18 protein-coding genes are annotated in these 16,899 nt (G+C 67.5%); 14 read left to right on the top strand and 4 right to left on the bottom strand.

What is annotated here, in order from left to right; genetic code table 11:
- Positions 1 to 27 precede the first annotated feature (27 nt).
- On the top strand, positions 28 to 822 hold the full coding sequence (gene phyR / locus PKE72_RS10490; protein WP_271165324.1) for an anti-anti sigma factor/receiver protein PhyR: 795 nt from the start codon (positions 28 to 30) through the stop codon (positions 820 to 822).
- A 61-nt stretch (positions 823 to 883) separates the two neighbouring features.
- On the opposite strand, the gene PKE72_RS10485 is transcribed toward phyR, so the two are convergent.
- The gene (locus tag PKE72_RS10485) at positions 884 to 1,234 is read right to left on the bottom strand and encodes a hypothetical protein (RefSeq protein ID WP_271165323.1); all 351 of its coding nucleotides are present in this window, start codon (positions 1,232 to 1,234) and stop codon (positions 884 to 886) included.
- A 341-nt stretch (positions 1,235 to 1,575) separates the two neighbouring features.
- Here PKE72_RS10485 and PKE72_RS10480 point away from each other — a divergent pair, with 341 nt between their 5' ends.
- Together PKE72_RS10480 and PKE72_RS10475 are read left to right on the top strand one after the other, a co-directional pair.
- Positions 1,576 to 2,604 carry an NADP-dependent oxidoreductase gene (locus PKE72_RS10480; RefSeq protein ID WP_271165322.1) on the top strand — a complete coding sequence of 343 codons (1,029 nt, stop codon included), beginning with the start codon at positions 1,576 to 1,578 and terminating at the stop codon, positions 2,602 to 2,604.
- 9 nt (positions 2,605 to 2,613) lie between these two features.
- The gene (locus PKE72_RS10475) at positions 2,614 to 3,021 is read left to right on the top strand and encodes a hotdog family protein (protein WP_271165321.1); all 408 of its coding nucleotides are present in this window, start codon (positions 2,614 to 2,616) and stop codon (positions 3,019 to 3,021) included.
- Between the two features lie 56 nt (positions 3,022 to 3,077).
- On the opposite strand, the gene PKE72_RS10470 is transcribed toward PKE72_RS10475, so the two are convergent.
- Positions 3,078 to 3,854 carry a SapC family protein gene (locus PKE72_RS10470; protein ID WP_271165320.1) on the bottom strand — a complete coding sequence of 259 codons (777 nt, stop codon included), beginning with the start codon at positions 3,852 to 3,854 and terminating at the stop codon, positions 3,078 to 3,080.
- 110 nt (positions 3,855 to 3,964) lie between these two features.
- On the bottom strand, positions 3,965 to 6,001 hold the full coding sequence (locus PKE72_RS10465) for a TonB-dependent receptor (protein ID WP_271165319.1): 2,037 nt from the start codon (positions 5,999 to 6,001) through the stop codon (positions 3,965 to 3,967).
- Positions 6,002 to 6,108: 107 nt separating this feature from the next.
- Here PKE72_RS10465 and PKE72_RS10460 point away from each other — a divergent pair, with 107 nt between their 5' ends.
- From PKE72_RS10460 to PKE72_RS10410, 11 genes are all read left to right on the top strand, one after another.
- Positions 6,109 to 6,606: a Fur family transcriptional regulator gene (locus PKE72_RS10460; protein WP_271165318.1), complete on the top strand. Its 498-nt coding sequence runs from the start codon at positions 6,109 to 6,111 to the stop codon at positions 6,604 to 6,606.
- A 2-nt stretch (positions 6,607 to 6,608) separates the two neighbouring features.
- Entirely contained in the window at positions 6,609 to 7,499 is an 891-nt protein-coding gene (locus PKE72_RS10455; RefSeq protein ID WP_373878090.1) for an alpha/beta hydrolase, read from the top strand.
- Positions 7,500 to 7,654: 155 nt separating this feature from the next.
- Positions 7,655 to 8,263, top strand: a complete 609-nt coding sequence (locus PKE72_RS10450; RefSeq protein WP_271165316.1) for a nicotinate-nucleotide adenylyltransferase — start codon at positions 7,655 to 7,657, stop codon at positions 8,261 to 8,263.
- Positions 8,264 to 8,396: 133 nt separating this feature from the next.
- Positions 8,397 to 8,822: a ribosome silencing factor gene (gene rsfS, locus PKE72_RS10445; protein ID WP_271165315.1), complete on the top strand. Its 426-nt coding sequence runs from the start codon at positions 8,397 to 8,399 to the stop codon at positions 8,820 to 8,822.
- Between the two features lie 4 nt (positions 8,823 to 8,826).
- Complete coding sequence (rlmH, locus tag PKE72_RS10440; RefSeq protein ID WP_271165314.1) at positions 8,827 to 9,291, top strand: 23S rRNA (pseudouridine(1915)-N(3))-methyltransferase RlmH; 465 nt, start codon at positions 8,827 to 8,829, stop codon at positions 9,289 to 9,291.
- A gap of 1 nt (position 9,292) precedes the next feature.
- Positions 9,293 to 10,372: a murein hydrolase activator EnvC family protein gene (locus PKE72_RS10435; RefSeq protein WP_271165313.1), complete on the top strand. Its 1,080-nt coding sequence runs from the start codon at positions 9,293 to 9,295 to the stop codon at positions 10,370 to 10,372.
- 138 nt (positions 10,373 to 10,510) lie between these two features.
- On the top strand, positions 10,511 to 11,884 hold the full coding sequence (locus PKE72_RS10430) for a S41 family peptidase (RefSeq protein WP_271165312.1): 1,374 nt from the start codon (positions 10,511 to 10,513) through the stop codon (positions 11,882 to 11,884).
- 316 nt (positions 11,885 to 12,200) lie between these two features.
- Entirely contained in the window at positions 12,201 to 13,748 is a 1,548-nt protein-coding gene (ffh, locus tag PKE72_RS10425) for a signal recognition particle protein (protein ID WP_271165311.1), read from the top strand.
- Positions 13,749 to 13,772: 24 nt separating this feature from the next.
- Positions 13,773 to 14,315, top strand: coding sequence for a 30S ribosomal protein S16 (gene rpsP, locus PKE72_RS10420; RefSeq protein WP_271165310.1), 543 nt, complete (start codon positions 13,773 to 13,775; stop codon positions 14,313 to 14,315).
- A gap of 69 nt (positions 14,316 to 14,384) precedes the next feature.
- Positions 14,385 to 14,912: a ribosome maturation factor RimM gene (gene rimM / locus PKE72_RS10415; protein WP_271165309.1), complete on the top strand. Its 528-nt coding sequence runs from the start codon at positions 14,385 to 14,387 to the stop codon at positions 14,910 to 14,912.
- Positions 14,913 to 14,994: 82 nt separating this feature from the next.
- Positions 14,995 to 15,696: a glutathione S-transferase N-terminal domain-containing protein gene (locus PKE72_RS10410; protein ID WP_271165308.1), complete on the top strand. Its 702-nt coding sequence runs from the start codon at positions 14,995 to 14,997 to the stop codon at positions 15,694 to 15,696.
- Here PKE72_RS10410 and PKE72_RS10405 read toward each other — a convergent pair.
- On the bottom strand, positions 15,693 to 16,853 hold the full coding sequence (locus PKE72_RS10405; protein ID WP_271165307.1) for a benzoate/H(+) symporter BenE family transporter: 1,161 nt from the start codon (positions 16,851 to 16,853) through the stop codon (positions 15,693 to 15,695). The two genes, PKE72_RS10410 and PKE72_RS10405, sit on opposite strands and share 4 nt — an antisense overlap.
- Positions 16,854 to 16,899 lie beyond the last annotated feature (46 nt).

Raw genomic sequence — 16,899 nt, 5'->3', positions numbered from 1 at the left:
CAGCGAATTTTGTCGGGGACTGACTATATGAGCCTTCTGGCCAGACTTGCGCCGCATCTGCCTTACGTCCGTCGCTATGCGCGGGCGCTTACCGGCGACCAGGCGACTGGAGACAACTATGTGCGCGTCGCGCTGGAGGCTCTCGCCGCCGGCGAGCAGCAGCTTTCGCCGGAGATGACCCCGCGTGTGGCGCTCTATCACGTCTTCCACGCCATCTGGTCCTCGACCGGCGCCCAGCTTGAGGACGGAATCGGCGCCGAGAGCGGTTCGGACGCATCCAGCCGCCTGTTGCGCATCGCGCCCCGGTCTCGCCAGGCCTTTCTGCTGACTGCGCTTGAGGGCTTCACGCCCTCCGAGGCCGCCCAGATCCTCTCCGCCGATGCGCGGGACGTGGAACGCCTGATCGCCGACGCTCAGTCCGACATCGACGCCGAACTGGCGACCGACGTCTTGGTGATCGAGGACGAAGCCATCATTTCGGCCGACATCCAGAGCCTGGTGAAGGAACTGGGACACCGTGTCACCGGAGCCGCCACCACGCATGAGGAAGCGATCGAGGCCGTCGCGCGTCACAAGCCCGGCCTGGTCCTAGCGGACATCCAACTCGCTGACGGATCGTCCGGCATCGACGCCGTCAAGGAAATCCTGAAGAGCATGGATGTGCCGGTGATCTTCATTACCGCCTTCCCGGAACGCTTGCTGACCGGGGAGCGCCCCGAGCCGACCTTCCTGATCACCAAGCCCTTCCAGCCGGAGACGGTGAAGGCGGCGATCAGCCAGGCGCTGTTCTTCCATCCCTCGCGCCACAAAGAAGCGGCTTAATCCCAAGAGGGTCATGGGCTGCGGGTCCCGCGACGGCGTCGCGGGACCTTTTTCTTGCCTATTAGTTGGAGGGCGCGGTCGGCGCGTTGACGTTCGGCGTTTCTCCTGTGGGGGCCGGCCTTGCCTCGCCGGTCGGTCCGGTGGGCGCGTCGGCGGCCGGCGGGGTTGCGGCATCGCCCTGGAAGGCTTGAGCATCTGTAGCCTGATCGCCGTTATTGGCGTTGGTGCTTGATAGCCCGCCCTGGCTGAAGAACCAGATCCCCAGAAGCAGGACGGCCGCCGCGCCGCCGGAAATGATCAGCAGCCACAGGATCCGCGTTCCCGGCCTGCCTTGGCGGGTTGATCGAGCGCTAACGGGCTGGCCAGCCTCTGTCGGCTTTACAGTTCGTAAGGAAGGGTCTTGATGCGTCATCTTCCGGGCTCCCGCATGTGTTCGTGTTGCGAGATCAACGCGATGTGGAAACCGACGTTCCTGTTCGCCGCGGATTGGCCGATCTGTTCGAAGGTGAATGAGGAAAAAAGCGCAACGCGTACGGAACCGCAAATCAAGGTCGTCGTTATTGCATTGCGGAGGCGGCGACGCCCCCCCGACTTGAGATTGGCGAAAGCCAATCTGTCGCCTCCGCGCCTCATTCTCGATGATGCCACTTCAAGGCGGCCCTCAGGGGTCGCCTTTTTCTTTGCGGCGGGCCTCGACCGTCGCGCGAGACCGGGCCACCATGGTCCTCAAAGAAAACCTGCGGAGGATAGACGATGACCTCGAACGGAAAGACCAATCGCCAATGGGTGCTGCGTCAGCGACCCAAGGGCCTGATCCAGCCGGGCGACCTCGAACTGGTCGAAGGCCGGATCCCCGACATCAGAGAGTCCGAGGTTCTGGTCCGGACGATCTATCTGTCGCTCGATCCGACCAACCGCACCTGGATGAATGATTCCGAGGGCTATCTGCCGCCGGTCGGCCTGGGCGAGGTGATGCGCGGCCTGACCTTGGGGATCGTCGAGCACAGTCGCTCGGATCGGTTCAAGGTCGGGGATCTGGTCATGCCGGCCTCGGGCGGCTGGGCCGACTACGCCGTCGTGCCGGAGGCCGGGCTTCGACCGGTGCACCGCGCGCCGGGCCTGCCTCTGACCGCCAATATTTCCGTGCTCGGCATGACGGGCCTGACCGCCTATTTCGGCGTCACCGATGTGCTGAAGGCCAAGGCGGGCGAGACTCTGGTGATCTCAGCGGCCGCCGGCGCGGTGGGCTCGATCGCGGGACAGATCGCCAAACAGCGCGGCTGCCGCGTCATCGGTATCGCCGGGGGACCCGCGAAATGCGCGTGGTTGACGGACGAGCTCGGCTTCGACGCCGCCATCGACTACAAGAACGAGGATGTCGGCGAGGCGCTGGACCGTCTGGCGCCCGATGGGGTCGATCTGAATTTCGAGAACGTCGGCGGCAATATCATGATCGCCGTCTTCAACCGTTTGAAGGTGCATGGCCGGATGGCGGTCTGTGGTTTGGTGTCCTCCTACAACGCCACCAAGGCTCCGCCGTCGCCCAACTTCGCCCGGATCATCACCCATCGCCTGAACGTGCAGGGCTTCCTGGTGCTCGACTACGCTCCCCTCGCCCGTGAAATGGTCGCCGAGATGGGACCCTGGCTGAGCGAAGGCAAGGTCAAATGGAAGGTTCACGTCGATGACGGGCTGGAAGGCGCGGTCGACTCGCTGAACCGCTTGTTCACCGGCGATCATGACGGCAAGCTGCTGGTTCGCGTTTCCGAAGAACCCGCCTGAAGGATTGCCATGAGCGACCCCCTGCTCGTCCATTTTGAGGATCTAGAGACAGGGCAGGTGGTGCCGCTGGGCGCCTGCGCGGTCGATCCGGCGGCCCTCGACGTCTTCGTCGAGCGGTTTGCGCCCGGCTGGGACACCGCCTACGGCGCACCTGACGCCATGGTTTATGTGTTGTGGAGCCGCCTGGCCGCTGAAAAATCCGGCGGCTGGGCCCAGACCAAGGTGTTGGCCGTGGACGGCCTGCGCTTCATGCGCAATCCGCCGCCGGGCGAGTTGCTGCGCGGCCGGATGACCGTGATGGGCAAGGATCCGGTCGGCGACGAAAAAGGCATCGTGATCGCGTCGCACGACCTGCTGGACGAGGCGGGGCGGCTGGTCTTCTCCTGCCTGACCCGAGCCCTGTTCGCGCGACGCTGAAACGAAAAACGCCCCGCCGGCGAACCGGCGGGGCGTTTGTTCTCGATGCCGAGGTCTTAGTTGACCGTGCCCGGCGCCTGGCGAAGGAAGGCCAGGGCGATCAGGCGGTCCCAGCCCAGCAGCGACACCAGGTGGGCGTAGATCTGGCCCAGGGCGCCGTTGTCGCGCAGCTCGGCCAGCTTCTCGGCTGGCAGGGCCCTCAGCTTGTCTTCCGACACAGCGTAGTATTCGGCCAACTTCTGCGGCGCGCCCGGCGTGCCGTCCGGGTTGCGCGGGGTAAAGACGGCTTCACGCACGTCCAGCAGATCCAAATCCTGGATCAGTTTGACGAAGGCGTCGGTGCGCTGGCGCTCCTGCTCGAAGTTGTTGCAGAACTCCATCGCCATGGTCGTGTAGTCGCTGGCCTGGCCATTGACGAACAGGGGGTTCTGGCCGCCTTCGGCGACGATCGGGGAGCCGCGGTCGATGCACAGGATCAGGCGCTGGTTCTGCTTGTCGTCGGCGAAGACGAACGGATAGCGGCGCACATAGGCCGGGATATAGGCGTCGGGGCGGAACTCGCCGTCGCCCGCCACGAACAGGTTCTCGCCCTGGCGCAGGCCCATGACCACGACCGGCTGGCGGTTTTCGCCGGTGAAGATGACCGGATAGGACAGGGCGGCGGCGGCGAACTCGGTCACCGTCAGGGGCACGACATTGGTCTGGGCCACGAAAGCGTAGGGCTTGTCGGCCGGGTTGACGCCCAGCCCGCCGTGCTGGACTGGATCCAACGGCTCGGGCTTGGTGTAGAAGAGGACGTTGCCTTCGAGCGGTGAGTTGGTCGTGTCGGTCATTTGAAGCCAGGCACTCTGGAATTGATTGAGGCGGGCCTTCTAGCTCAAGCCCGCCCCAGCGGCAAACGGCCTCACGGAGAAGGGGATTCCATGAGGCCGCATCGACACGATTAGAAGGCGTAGGTGACGCCGACGCGCAGGTTCCGACCGGCCAGGGGCGCGATATCTTTCAGGAAGGAGGTATGCTCGCGCGCTTCCTCGTCCGTCAGATTGTGCGCCTCGGCGAAGACGGTGATGTCGCGATCCTGGAACGGACGGATCGCACCGCGCACATTGACCATGGTGTAGCTGTCGGTCGGCAGTTCGCCCTCCGACAGGCGATCCTGCTCGCCGACGTGACGGACTTCGCCGGCCAGATCCCACAGTTTCGAGGTCCAGGCCAGCCGGGTGGTCGCCGACCACGGCGGGATGCGAGCCGCGGGCCCCAGGTCGGTGTCGGCGTGGACCATGTCCGCAACGCCTTCCAGCGACAGTTTGCGGTCGCCGCTCTGCCACAGGGCGTAGGCCGCCTCGGCTTCAAAACCATAGAAATCGGCGTCGGTCTGAACGAACTGATAGACCGGGAAGACGTCGCCTTCGTCGGTGGTGAAGTCTGCGCCGGTGCGGCGTTCGTCGATGAAGCTGTCGTACCAGGACTTGTAGACGTGCAGGTCGCCGGTGAAGCGCCCACGATCATAGTGGATCGTGCCTTCCAGGGTGGTGACCTTCTCGGTGTCCAGGTTCACGTCGCCGGTCTCATAGGCGGCGGTGGCGATGTGGACGCCGTCAGCGAACAGTTCGACCTCGCTGGGCGCGCGCTCGGTGCGCGACAGGCTCAGGCCCAGGAACAGGCCAGCCTGCGGGCGCAGGAAGGCGGCGGCGCTGGCCGACCAGTTATCGAACTCACGCTCGACCTCGGCCGTCTTGCCCAGAGGCGTGGCGGTCAGGGTGCGGCGGTCGTAGCGCAGCCCGCCTTCGAAGCCGTAGCGGCCCAGGTCATAGCGCTGGACGGTGTAGAGGCCCTGTTCCTCGATCTTCACGGTCGGGACGAAGGCTTCCTCGCCGATGGCCTCGAAATTGCGCTCCAGGGCCTGGACGCCGATGGCGCCGTTCCAGCCGTTCTGCTCGCGCTGAACCAGTTCGCCGCGCGTTTCCCAGCCGTCGGAGTTGAACACGGTGCCGGGCTCGCCCGGTCCTTCGAACTCGGTGTGGGTATAGTCGGCGTGGCCGTAGGAGGCGCGGACCTTGGCGAAGGGGCCGCTGTCGAATCGGTACTCGCCGCGTCCGTCCCAGCGCTCCTGTTCCAGATTGATGAAGACTTCCGGCTCTGCGACCGTGCCGTATTCGCTCTCGGTGGACTTGTAGGACAGGCCGACGAAGCCCTTGTCGGCGATATAGGCGCCGCCGACGCCCCAGGCGTTCAGTTCGGACCAGGAGTTGGGCTGCTTGCCGCCGTCGCCCCGCGGTTGGCCGTCGCTGTCGGCCAACACCTGCGAGCGGGCGGGCGAGGGGATGTCATAGTCGTCGGTCTTGCGGGTCACGCCGCTGACGTTGAAGGCGAAACGCCCGACGCCGACCGTGGCGTGGCCCGAGGCGCCGCGTCCGTCGTCGACGCTGGAATACTGGGTCGAGACTCGGCCCTCGATCCCGCCTTCCGGCAGGGTCTCGGGAATCCGGTCGTCGATGATGTTGACCACCCCGCCGATGGCCGAGCCGCCATAGACCAGAGTCGCCGGACCGCGCACGATCTCGATGCGGTGGGCTTCGCCGGGATCGGTGGCCACGGCGTGGTCAGGCGACACCGAACTGGCGTCGATCTGGCCCAGGCCGTTGGTCAGCACCTGGACGCGCGGTCCCGACAGGCCCCGGATCACCGGCCGGCTGGCGCCCGGCGCGAAATCGGTGGAGCGAATGCCCGGCATGCCGTTGACCAGATCCCCCAACGAGGTGGCGGGGGCGATGGCCAGCTTCTGCTCGTCCAGCACGTCGGTGGCGATGGTGGTCGCACGTTGCGTCACGGCGAACGGGGTGGCGGTGACGATGACGTCATCCACCGTGGTGGGCTGAGTTTGGGTCTGGGCGAAGGCGGCGCCGCCCAGACCGCTGGAGGCCAGGGCGCTCCACGCGACGGCGGACAGCAGCAGAGGGCGGGTGACGAAGGGACGCATGGACGGCCTACTTTCGGGGAGAGATGATGGTGTGTTATGAGATAACATCACGAGGCGTCAAGCCGTGATCTGTTGCGGTGACGCCTGTCAGCCATTAGCTGTGGCCTATGAGTTCCACCTGCGACCATGACCACGACCATTCCGGCCTCCACGGCGCGGCCCTGGCGCGCGCACTGCAGGGCGCGGAAGCCCGAATGGCTGAGGCGGGGGAGCGGATGACGGCCCCGCGCCGTCGGGTGCTGTCCCTGCTGCTGGAAACCGGCGAGCCGGTGAAGGCCTATGATCTGATCGCCCGCTTCGGCGAGGACGGACAGGCCGCCAAGCCGCCGACCGTCTATCGCGCGTTGGAGTTTCTCGAACGTCTGGGGATGGCGCACCGGATCGCTTCGATCAGCGCCTATGTCGCCTGTTCGGGCAGCGCCGCGAACGGGTCGGCGCCCCACGCCGCCGCCTTTCTGATCTGTGACTGCTGCGGCGCGACGCGCGAGATCGCCGGCCCGGACCAGGGTTCCATCGACGCCGCCGCCGCCGGCGCCGGCTATGTGATCGCGCGCACCACGATCGAGGCGCACGGCCTGTGCCTGGCCTGCCGCGAGGCCGGCTGATCATGGACGTCGCCCGGATGTCCGCGCCGCGCCGGCTCAGCATCCCCATTGAGAACCATTGGGGCGCCGGTCAGATGTCGGTGCTGGATTTCGGCGATCCAAACCGGCCGGTCGACCTGGTCTTTTCTCACGCCAACGGCTTCAACGCCGCCACCTATCGCAGCCTGTTGTCGCCTCTGTCGGCCTCGCTGCGCATCTGGGCGCCCGACCTTCGCGGGCACGGCGCCTCCGGCCTGCCGGTCTTCGCCCGACCCAAGGCCAGCTGGCTGGACCACCGCGACGATCTGCTGGCTCTGCTCGAGGCCATCGACGGACCGCCCGTGGTGCTGGCCGGCCATTCCATGGGCGGAACCGCCTCGCTGCTGGCGGCGGCGGAACGGCCTGACCGGGTCTCCAGCCTCGTGCTCTTCGATCCGGTGATCTGGAGGCGGTCGGCGGTCTTCGCCTTCAACCTGCCGTTCGCGCATCGGCTGATGGCGGGCATTCCCATCGCCAAGGCCACCCGGCGTCGGCGCGCCATATTCGACAGCCGCGAACAGGCCCTGGCCGCCTATCGCGGACGCGGCGCTTTCAAAGGTTGGCCGGACATGGTCCTGGCCGACTATCTGTCCGAGGGCCTGGTCGAGACGCCTGAGGGGCTCAGTCTCAGCGCCACTCCCGCCTGGGAAGCCGCCAACTATGCGGCCCAGGCGCACAATCCCTGGCGCGCGATGCGGCGATACCCCGGCCCGATCCGTATTCTGAAGGCGGAGCACGGCGCTCTGACCTTCGTGCCTGTGTCGCAGAAAGGGCTTGGGGACGTGACGGTCGAGGTCGTGAGCGGCGCAGGCCACCTGTTCCCCATGACCCACGCCGACGTCGCCCGCGACGCCTTGTTCGAGGCCGCCGTCTAGATCGGGGCGACTTCTCCTGACGGGGGAGAAATCGGTATGCGGACCATTGCCCGCCATGATAAGGGCGCCGCTGAGCATAACTCCCCGAGACGCCCCGCTTGTCCTTCTTTCACGCCGGTCCCGCGCCCAAAGGCGCCGGTCCCCGAACCGGGGGCTTGCGTGACGGTCTGATCCTGACGCCGGGGATGAAGGTCGGCTTGTTCGGCGGCTCCTTCAATCCGGCCCACGACGGTCACGCCCATGTGGCCGAGACGGCGATGCGTCGCCTGGGCCTGGACCGGGTGGTCTGGCTGGTCTCGCCTCAGAATCCTTTGAAGGACGCCCGCCATAGCGCTCCCTTGTCCGACCGCGTGGCCTCCGCGCGCGAACATGCCCATGGCCCGTCCATGATCGTCTCTGACTTTGAAGCCCGCACCGGCGTGGCCTGGACCGTCGACACCCTGCGCCTGCTGGTCGCCCGGCATCCCGGCGTCCATTTCGTCTGGCTGATGGGGTCGGACAATCTGGCCAGCTTCCACCGCTGGAGAGGCTGGACCGACATCATGCGTCTGATGCCCGTGGCGGTGATCGCTCGGCCGGGCTCGCTGCTGGACAGCCGCACGGCGCCCGCCGCCGCACGCTTCGCCGGTTTCCGTATTCCCGCCCAGCAAGCAGGCCTGTTGCCGACCCTGGCGGCGCCGGCCTGGACCTATCTGACGGCGCCCCTGAATCCCCTGTCCTCGACGGCGATCAGAACGGCGAAAGGGCGACGCGCAGGCTCGTGATCGGGGCGACGGTTCACGTTCCGGCCCATTCGTGCTAGAGGACTTCTTTAGTCAACGCTCCCGGAGCCCTCCGCTGACCCCCTCGCCCGCGTATGATACGCAAGACGCCGCCGTTTCGAACACGGCGCACGAGATGGACCCTATCGAACCTCTCCATTCCGAAGACGGATATGAATCCCCCCTGGCGTTCGGCGATTCCGCCCCGCGCCCGGTGGGCTCTACACCGCTGGAAGAAGCCTTGCTGAGCCGCCTCGACGAGGACAAGGCCCAGGACATGGTGCTGATCGACCTGAAGGGCAAAAGCGCCATGGCCGACACCATGATCGTCGCCTCCGGGCGCTCGCACCGTCACGTCGGCGCCATCGCCGACCACCTGCTGCGCACTCTGAAAGAACAGGGTCTGGGCAAGGCCAAGGTCGAGGGCCTGCCGCACTGCGACTGGGTCCTGATCGACGCCGGCGACGTGATCGTCCACCTGTTCCGCCCGGAAGTGCGCACCTTCTACAATATCGAGAAGATCTGGGCGGTCGATTCCGCCCACCGCATGGTCCGCGACTAAGATCGTGAAGCTGAGCATCGTCGCCATCGGCCGACCGGGCCGAGGGCCTGAGGCGACGCTCGCCGACGACTACGCCCGGCGCGCCACCCTAGCGGGACGCGCGCTGGGCTTGGGTCCCCTCGAACTGATCGATCTGGAGGCCCGCAAGCCGGGCAAGGCGCCGGAGGCGGAGCTGATCCTCGCCGCCGCTGAGGGCGCCCACCTGATCGCCTGCGACGAGCGGGGCAAGACCTATGGCTCGCGCGCCTTCGCCGACCATATCGCCAGACTGCGCGACCAGGGCGAACGCCGCCTGGTCTTCGCGATCGGCGGGGCGGACGGGCTGGACGAGAGCGTGCGCGTCGCCGCCGCCTCGACCCTGGCCTTCGGTCCCCAGACCTGGCCCCACGCCCTGGCCCGCGCCATGTTGGCCGAACAGCTGTATCGGGCGGTTACCATTCTGGCCGGATCACCCTATCATCGCGACTGACATGGGTCGCGCCGCCACACTTTCCCTCGCCCTGCTGACGGGGCTCGTCCTCGCCGCCCCTGCCGCAGGACGGCAGGCGCCCGAGAGCGAACTGGCGCGCATTCAAGCCGAATATCGCGACGAGGCCGTGCGGGCGCGTCGCCTGCGCGCCGACGCCGAGGCCGCCAAGGACGAACTGGCGCAGCTGGAGCGTCGGCTGGCCGGTCTGCGCGCCGACGAACAGACCGATGACCGTCAGATCGAGGATCAGCGTGCGCGCCTTCAGCAACTCAGCGCGCGTGAGGCTGAACTGGTCGCGAACCTGGCTCGCGAACGCGGCGCCCAGGGCCGTCTGCTCAGCGCCCTGCAGATGATGAGCCGCCGCCCCCCGCCGCCCCTGCTGGTCCCGGCGGACAAGGCGATCGACACGGTGCGCGCCTCCATCCTGCTGAAGGCCATGACGCCCGACCTGGAAAAGCGCGCCAAAGCCCTGGCCGCGCGTCAGGCGGAAATCATGCGCATCCGCCGTCTTGCGGTCCTGTCGTCCGAGCGGCTGCTGACGACTGAAAGCGCCCAGGGCGACCGCCGCGCCGAGATCGAGGGCCTGACCGCGCGCAAGACCGCCCTGACCGCCGTTCTGAACGCCGAGGCCCGTACCGCCGAACGGGCCGCTCGCGTTTTGGAAGGCCGTATTCGCGAATTGGGCGGCGCCGTCCCGGCCGCAGCGACGACCGAGGCCGAGCCCTCCCGCCTGCCCGCAGGCCGCAGCCGCCTCAGCGCGCCGGTCCAGGGCGCGCCCAGCCAGACCTGGGGGGCAGGGACATCAGGCTGGCGTTGGCGCGCGGATCGGGCGGCCGTGGTCGCGCCCGCCGACGCCAAGGTCGCCTATGCCGGGCCTCTCACCGGTTGGGGCCAGGTGGTGATCCTGGACCTGGGCCCCGGCTGGCGGGCGGTGATCGCGGGGCTCGAGAGCGTGGAGGTGGCGCCCGACGCCCGCGTCGCCGACGGCCAGACCCTGGGTCGCAGCGGCCCGGACGGCGACGTCTATTTCGAGCTGCGACGCGAGGAACGCCCCATCGACCCCGGTCCTTGGCTGCGATAACCCGCAATAGAGCTTTGCAATCCGCCCTGACGCTGATTTTATCGACATGACGCCGCGCCGCCACGATTCCGTCGTGTCTGCGGGGCCTTACCTTCCCAACGGGCGCCCATCATGATCGGCCCGACCGAAAGAGACCGAATGCGTAAACTGCTCCTCGTCGGCTGCGCCGCCCTGGTTCTCGGCGGCTCGGCCGCCGTCGCCACCAGCCAGACGCCCCGCAACGAAACCTTCCGCATGCTGGAGCTGTTCGGCGACGTGGTCGGCATCGTCGAGCAGGCCTATGTGGTCCCGGTCGACAACAAGAAGCTGATCGAGGCCGCCCTGGCCGGCATGATGACGGCGCTGGACCCCCACTCCAACTATCTTCCGCCGTCCAACTATGACGAGTTGCGCGAACGGACCGAGGGCCAGTATTCGGGCGTCGGCCTGACCATCACCTCGGAAGGCGGCCTGGTGAAGGTCATCTCGCCGATGGACGAAAGCCCCGCCGCCAAGGCCGGGGTTCAGGCCGGGGACGTCATTTCTTCGATCGAGGGCCAGAACGCGGCGGGCCTGACCGTCAGCCAGGTGTCTGAGAAACTGCGCGGGACCGTCGGCACCAGCGTCCGCGTCACCTTCCTGCGTGACGGCGAAGAGCCGCGCGAGGTCGTCCTGACCCGCGAGATCATCAAGGTCCAGTCGGTCACCGGCCGGGTCGAAGGCGATTTCGGCTATCTGCGCGTCTCGACCTTCAACGAGAACACCGGCCGCGAACTGACCGAGGCCATCGCCAAGATCAAGGCCGAGAAGCCCGGCGTGAAGGGCTATGTCCTGGACCTGCGCAACAATGGCGGCGGCCTGCTGAACGCCGCCATCGACGTCTCCGACGCCTTCCTGGAGCGCGGCGAGATCGTCAGCCAGCGCGGCCGCAAGCCCGAGCAGATCCAGCGCTATTCCGCCAAGGCAGGCGATCTGACCGGCGGCCTGCCGGTCGTGGTCCTGGTCAATTACGGCTCGGCCTCGGCGTCCGAAATCGTCGCCGGCGCCCTGAAGGATCACCAGCGGGCGACCATCGTCGGCCTGACCAGCTTCGGCAAGGGATCGGTCCAGACGGTGATCCCGCTGCGCCAGGGGCGCGACGGCGCCCTGTCGATCACCACGGCCCGCTACTACACCCCGTCCGGCGCCTCGATTCAGAAGATCGGCATCGAGCCGGACCTGGAGGTCGCCCGGTCCGAGGCCGAGGCGCGGATCGTTTCGCGTTCCAGCTTCATCTATTCCGAAGCGGCCTACGCCACGGCCCTGGACTCCTCCATCGGGGCCGAGCGCAAGGGACCGCACACGCCCTATGAGGCTCCGGGCAAGGACTTCGACAAGGACGAGGACTACCAGCTTCAGCGCGCCCTCGACGTCCTGCGCGCCGGCGGCGACCTGTCGAAACTGTCCGCCCCGCCCGAGACCATCGTCGTGACGGAGCCGGGCTCCGAACCGAAGAAGGACGAAACTCCGGCCGAGACGCCCGAGGAGCCGTAACCTACTTTCGTCATTCTCCGGCTCTTCGCCGCATGCCGGAGAATGACGAAAGAGGGGATTCGACATTCCCCTTGTTTTCCTTCATAAGCCGCCGCTTCCGACGCAAGTGAACCTCGCGTCTCCACCAGCACGACAGCTTTTCTGTTGTGCTATCGCGCTTAGCGCTACTTGAGCACGGCCCTTTTCGGGCTCAAGTAGGCCGAAGGCCGGTAGCCCTAAGGAAAGAACGAGGCTGGCGAGAACCCTCTGCCGACGTGATCGTCGCCAGAGGCCGTTGTCGTATGGAGCCGCTTCACCCGTCGCCACGAGGTAGTGAATGTTCGAGGCTCTGAACGAGCGGCTGACAGGCGTCTTCGACCGGATCACCGGCCGCGGCGCCCTGTCCGAAAAGGATGTCGCCGAGGCGATGCGCGAAGTGCGCGTGGCCCTGCTCGAGGCCGACGTCGCCCTGCCGGTCGTCAAGGAATTCATCGCCTTCGCCACCGAACGCGCCACCGGTGAAGAGGTCATCCGTTCGGTCCGCCCCGCCGACCAGGTGGTCAAGATCGTCTATGACGGCCTGATCGAGATGCTGGGCGGCGAGGAGCCCGTCCCGCTCAACACCAACGCCACCCCGCCTGCCGTGGTGCTGATGGCCGGCCTCCAGGGCTCCGGCAAGACCACGACCTCGGCCAAGCTGGCGCTGCGCCTGACGAAGTTCGATCGCAAGAAGGTCATGATGGCCTCGCTGGACACGCGTCGTCCGGCCGCGATGGAACAGCTTGCCCAGCTGGGCAAACAGATCGACGTCGCCGTCCTGCCCATCGTGGCGGGCGAAAGCGCCGTCCAGATCACGCGCCGGGCGCTGCAGTCGGCCAAGCTTCAGGGCTTCGACGTCCTGATCCTCGACACCGCCGGCCGTATCACCCTGGACGAAGGGCTGATGAACGAGGTGGCCGAGGTCGCCGAGATCTCCAAGCCCGTCGAGACCCTGCTGGTCGCCGACAGCCTGACCGGCCAGGACGCCGTCCGCACCGCCGCCGCCTTCCACGCCCGCCTGCCCCTGACCGGCCTGGTCCTGACCCGCGCCGACGGCGACGGTCGCGGCGGCGCCATGCTGTCGATGCGGGCGGTCACTGGCCTGCCGATCAAATATCTGGGCGCTGGCGAAAAGGTCGACGCCCTGGACGTGTTCGACGCCCGCCGCGTCGCCGGCCGCATCCTGGGCCAGGGCGATATCGTCGCCCTGGTCGAGAAGGCCAGCCAGGACCTGGACCAGGCCAAGGCCGAGAAGATGGCCAGGAAGTTGGCCAAGGGCCAGTTCGACCTGGACGACCTGGCCGGTCAGCTTCAGCAGATGAAGCGGATGGGCGGGCTTCAGGGCATTATGGGCATGCTGCCCGGCGTGGCCAAGATGAAGTCGCAGATGGCCGAGAGCGGCGTCGATGACCGCATGATCCTGCGCCAGGAAGCCATCATCTCCTCGATGACCAAGGCCGAGCGCAAGAAGCCCGACCTGCTGAACGCCAGCCGCAAGAAGCGGATCGCCGCCGGCGCCGGCGTCGATGTGCAGGACGTTAACCGGGTTCTGAAACAGCACCGCCAGATGGCCGACGTGGTCAAACAGATGGCGCGCGGCGGACCCAAGAAGATGCAGCAGATGGCCGCCATGCTGGGCGGCCTCGGCGGCGGCGGCGGCATCCCCGGCATGCCGGGCATGGGCGGCGGCCCCGATCTGAACCGATTGAAGGCCCTGGGCGGCGGCAAGACGCCGGAACCCAGCGCCGACGAACTGAAAGCCATTCAGGACCGCCTCGCGGGCCTGGGCGGCGGACAACTTCCGGGCGGCCTGCCGGGCCTTCCGGGCTTCCCTCCCAAGAAATAACGATTTCCTAGAAAGAGACTGACAATGCTGAAGATTCGTCTGGCCCGCGGCGGCGCCAAGAAGCGCCCCTACTACCACATCGTCATCGCCGACTCGCACTCGCCCCGCGACGGCAAGTTCATAGAGAAGGTCGGCAGCTACAACCCGATGCTGCCCAAGGACGGCGCTCAGCCGCGCGTCGCCCTGAAGGTCGAGCGTATCGCCGAATGGCTCGGCAAGGGCGCCCAGCCGACCGACCGCGTCGCTCGCTTCCTGTCGCAGGACGAGACCCTGGGCGCCAAGGTGAAGTGGACCCAGTCCAACAACCCGAACAAGGGCGCTCCCGGCAAGAAGGCGCAAGAGCGCGCCGCCGAACGCGCCCAGCGCGAAGCCGACCGCCTGGAAGCCGAAGCCGCCGCCAAGGTTGAGGCCGCTGAAGCCGCCGCTCGCGCCAAGGAAGAAGCCGCCGCCGCTGCTGCTGCTCCGGCTGTCGAGGAAGCCCCGGCCGAAGAAGCGCCCGCCGCTGAAGCTGTTGCTGAAGAAGCTCCGGCTGCTGAAGAAGCAACCGAAGAAAAGACCGAAGCCTAAGGCTCTCGGTCTCGACACGATCAAGGCGGCGTCCTTCGACGCCGCCTTTTTCATGCGCTAAGGACGACCATGACCACGGACAGCAGATTGATCCTCGTCGGCCAGATCGGCGGCGGTTTCGGGGTGCGGGGCGAGGTGCGGGTGACCGCCTTCACCGCCGATCCCCTGGCCCTGACCGCCTATGGCCCGCTGCTGCGCGCCGATGGGACCGTGGCCCTGACCCTGACCTCGACGCGGCCCGATAAGAACGGCGTCGTCGGACGGGCCAAGGAGATCGCGACGAAAGAGGAAGCCGACGCCCTGCGCGGCCTGAAACTCTACGTGCCCCGCGACCGCTTCCCAGAGCCGGAGGAGGATGAATTCTATCTCGCCGACCTGATCGGGGTCGAGGTCCGCGACACGGCGGGCGCGGTCATGGGCACGGTCAAGTCGGTCCAGAACTTCGGCGCCGACGACATGCTGGAAATCGCCCCCGCCACCGGCGGCCCGACCTGGTACCTGCCCTTCACCAAGGAAGCGACGCCCGAGCTGCACCTGGCCGACGGCTGGCTTCTGGCCGTACCGCCGACCGAGGTGGGTGAGCGCGAGCCGGACTAAAGGCGTCTCACCGCTCCTGTGGGTGTTGCGGATCGGGAAGTCAGCTCCGACATAGGGCCTATCGCAAAGCCGAGGCTGACCCATGACCGCCCTGACCGACTTCCCGATCACCCGCCGCTGGCCGGCCCAGCATCCCGACCGGCTCCAGCTGTATTCCCTGCCGACGCCCAACGGCGTGAAGGTCTCGATCATGCTGGAGGAGATCGGCCTGGCCTATGAGCCGCACCTGATCGACATCATGGCCAATGAGACCTGGGGGCCGGAATATCTGTCGCTGAATCCCAACGGCAAGATCCCGGCGATCCTGGATCCGGACGGCCCCGGCGGACAGCCGCTGGCCCTGTTCGAATCCGGCGCCATCCTGATCTATCTGGCGGAGAAGACGGGCAAACTGCTCTCCGCCGATCCTGCGACCCGGTACGAGACCATCCAGTGGGTCATGTTCCAGATGGGCGCGATCGGCCCGATGTTCGGCCAGTTGGGCTTCTTCCACAAGTTTGCGGGCAAGGACTACGAGGACAAGCGTCCGCGTGACCGCTACGTCGCCGAAAGCCGCCGCCTGCTGGGCGTGCTGGAGACGCGTCTTGAAGACCGGGACTGGATCGTAGGGGATTACTCCATCGCCGACGTCGCCACCCTGGGCTGGGTCCGCAATCTGATCGGCTTCTACGAGGCGGGCGAGATTGTCGGCTTTGCGGACTTCCCCCGCGTCGCCGCCTGGCTGGAACGCGGCCTGGCCCGTCCGGCCGTTCAGCGCGGCCTGAACATTCCGGCGCGGGACTAACCGCGCCGGAGGAAGCGGCCCGCGCCCAGGGCCGCGAAGCCGACCACCAGGCCCCAGAAGGCCGATCCCACCCCGAACAGGGCCAGGCCCGAGGCCGTCGCCGCAAAGGTCAGGACGGCGGCCTCGCGCGATGGCGCATCGGCCGTCAGGCTCTGTAAGGCGCCGGTCAGGGGGGCGATCAGGGCCAGGCCCGTTACGGCCGCCAGCACAGCCGGGGGCATGGCGATGAACAGGCCCGCCAGCGGCGCGGCGAACAGGGCCGTGATCAGATAGAAGCCGCCGTAGATCACCCCCACCACCCAGCGCTGGCCTGCATCCGGATGGGCGTCGGGGCCGGTGCAGATCGCCGCCGTAATGGCGGCCAGATTGACCCCGTGCGCGCCGAACGGCGCGGCGACCAGGCTGGCGATCCCGGTCGCCAGGATCAGCCGGTTGGCGGGGGGCGGATAGCCGGCGCTCTGCAGCACCACCAGACCCGGCAGGTTCTGCGCCGCCAGGGTCACCAGGAACAGGGGGAAGCCCAGGCTGACCGCCGCCTTCCAGTCGAAGGCGGGAACCACGGGCCCCAGGTGGCCGAACAGGCCGGTCCCCGCGGGCAGGGCCAGCTGGCCGCGCACCGCCAGAACCGCAAAGGCCGCCGCCAGCACGGCGGGCAGGGCCCAGGTCGGCCAGAGCCGCCGAAAGACCAGAAAGACCGCGATCAGGCCCACGACCAGAACCCCGTCGTCCGGCACGACCTTGAACAGTCGCATCACGAAGGGCAGCAGCACGCCCGCCAGCATGGCCGAGGCTACCGCCGACGGGATCCGCCCCGCCAGTCGCCCCAGCGCCGGGATCAGGCCGGTCAGGATCATCAGCAGGGCGGCAAAGACGAAGGCGCCGACCGCCGTCTGCCACGACAGCCCCAGCGTCGAAGCGGCCAGCAGGGCCGCGCCCGGCGTCGACCAGGCCAGGACCACAGGGATCTTCAGCCGCCAGCTCAGCAGGGCGCCCGGAACGCCGATGGCCAGGCAAAGGGCCGTGACCATGGAGCCGATCTGCCCGGCGTCCGCGCCCAGGGCCTGCCCCGCCTGAACCACCAGGGCCACCGTCCCGCCGAAGCCGATCGCCGTGGCGACGGCGGCCGATGAAAAGGCGGAGGCAGGTGGGGCGCGCATGGAAAAGGCCGGGGCAGTCATGCCCCGGCCTTAAACCGTCGCCGTA

The organism is Brevundimonas intermedia (assembly GCF_027922165.1).
GTDB classification, from domain to species: domain Bacteria; phylum Pseudomonadota; class Alphaproteobacteria; order Caulobacterales; family Caulobacteraceae; genus Brevundimonas; species Brevundimonas intermedia.
Note: the sequence above shows the minus strand (reverse complement) of the source record. Positions and strands in the feature narration are given on the sequence as shown.

Excerpts from the sequence above, each read along its gene's own strand:
- PKE72_RS10465 (WP_271165319.1), bottom strand. The coding sequence starts at position 6,001 with ATGCGTCCCTTCGTCACCCGCCCTCTGCTGCTGTCCGCCGTCGCGTGG.
- PKE72_RS10430 (WP_271165312.1), top strand. The coding sequence starts at position 10,511 with ATGCGTAAACTGCTCCTCGTCGGCTGCGCCGCCCTGGTTCTCGGCGGC.
- rpsP (WP_271165310.1), top strand. The coding sequence starts at position 13,773 with ATGCTGAAGATTCGTCTGGCCCGCGGCGGCGCCAAGAAGCGCCCCTAC.
- phyR (WP_271165324.1), top strand. The coding sequence starts at position 28 with ATGAGCCTTCTGGCCAGACTTGCGCCGCATCTGCCTTACGTCCGTCGC.
- PKE72_RS10405 (WP_271165307.1), bottom strand. The coding sequence starts at position 16,853 with ATGCGCGCCCCACCTGCCTCCGCCTTTTCATCGGCCGCCGTCGCCACG.
- PKE72_RS10475 (WP_271165321.1), top strand. The coding sequence starts at position 2,614 with ATGAGCGACCCCCTGCTCGTCCATTTTGAGGATCTAGAGACAGGGCAG.
- PKE72_RS10480 (WP_271165322.1), top strand. The coding sequence starts at position 1,576 with ATGACCTCGAACGGAAAGACCAATCGCCAATGGGTGCTGCGTCAGCGA.
- PKE72_RS10435 (WP_271165313.1), top strand. The coding sequence starts at position 9,293 with ATGGGTCGCGCCGCCACACTTTCCCTCGCCCTGCTGACGGGGCTCGTC.
- ffh (WP_271165311.1), top strand. The coding sequence starts at position 12,201 with ATGTTCGAGGCTCTGAACGAGCGGCTGACAGGCGTCTTCGACCGGATC.
- PKE72_RS10410 (WP_271165308.1), top strand. The coding sequence starts at position 14,995 with ATGACCGCCCTGACCGACTTCCCGATCACCCGCCGCTGGCCGGCCCAG.
- rimM (WP_271165309.1), top strand. The coding sequence starts at position 14,385 with ATGACCACGGACAGCAGATTGATCCTCGTCGGCCAGATCGGCGGCGGT.
- PKE72_RS10485 (WP_271165323.1), bottom strand. The coding sequence starts at position 1,234 with ATGACGCATCAAGACCCTTCCTTACGAACTGTAAAGCCGACAGAGGCT.
- PKE72_RS10460 (WP_271165318.1), top strand. The coding sequence starts at position 6,109 with ATGAGTTCCACCTGCGACCATGACCACGACCATTCCGGCCTCCACGGC.
- PKE72_RS10470 (WP_271165320.1), bottom strand. The coding sequence starts at position 3,854 with ATGACCGACACGACCAACTCACCGCTCGAAGGCAACGTCCTCTTCTAC.
- rsfS (WP_271165315.1), top strand. The coding sequence starts at position 8,397 with ATGGACCCTATCGAACCTCTCCATTCCGAAGACGGATATGAATCCCCC.
- PKE72_RS10455 (WP_373878090.1), top strand. The coding sequence starts at position 6,609 with ATGGACGTCGCCCGGATGTCCGCGCCGCGCCGGCTCAGCATCCCCATT.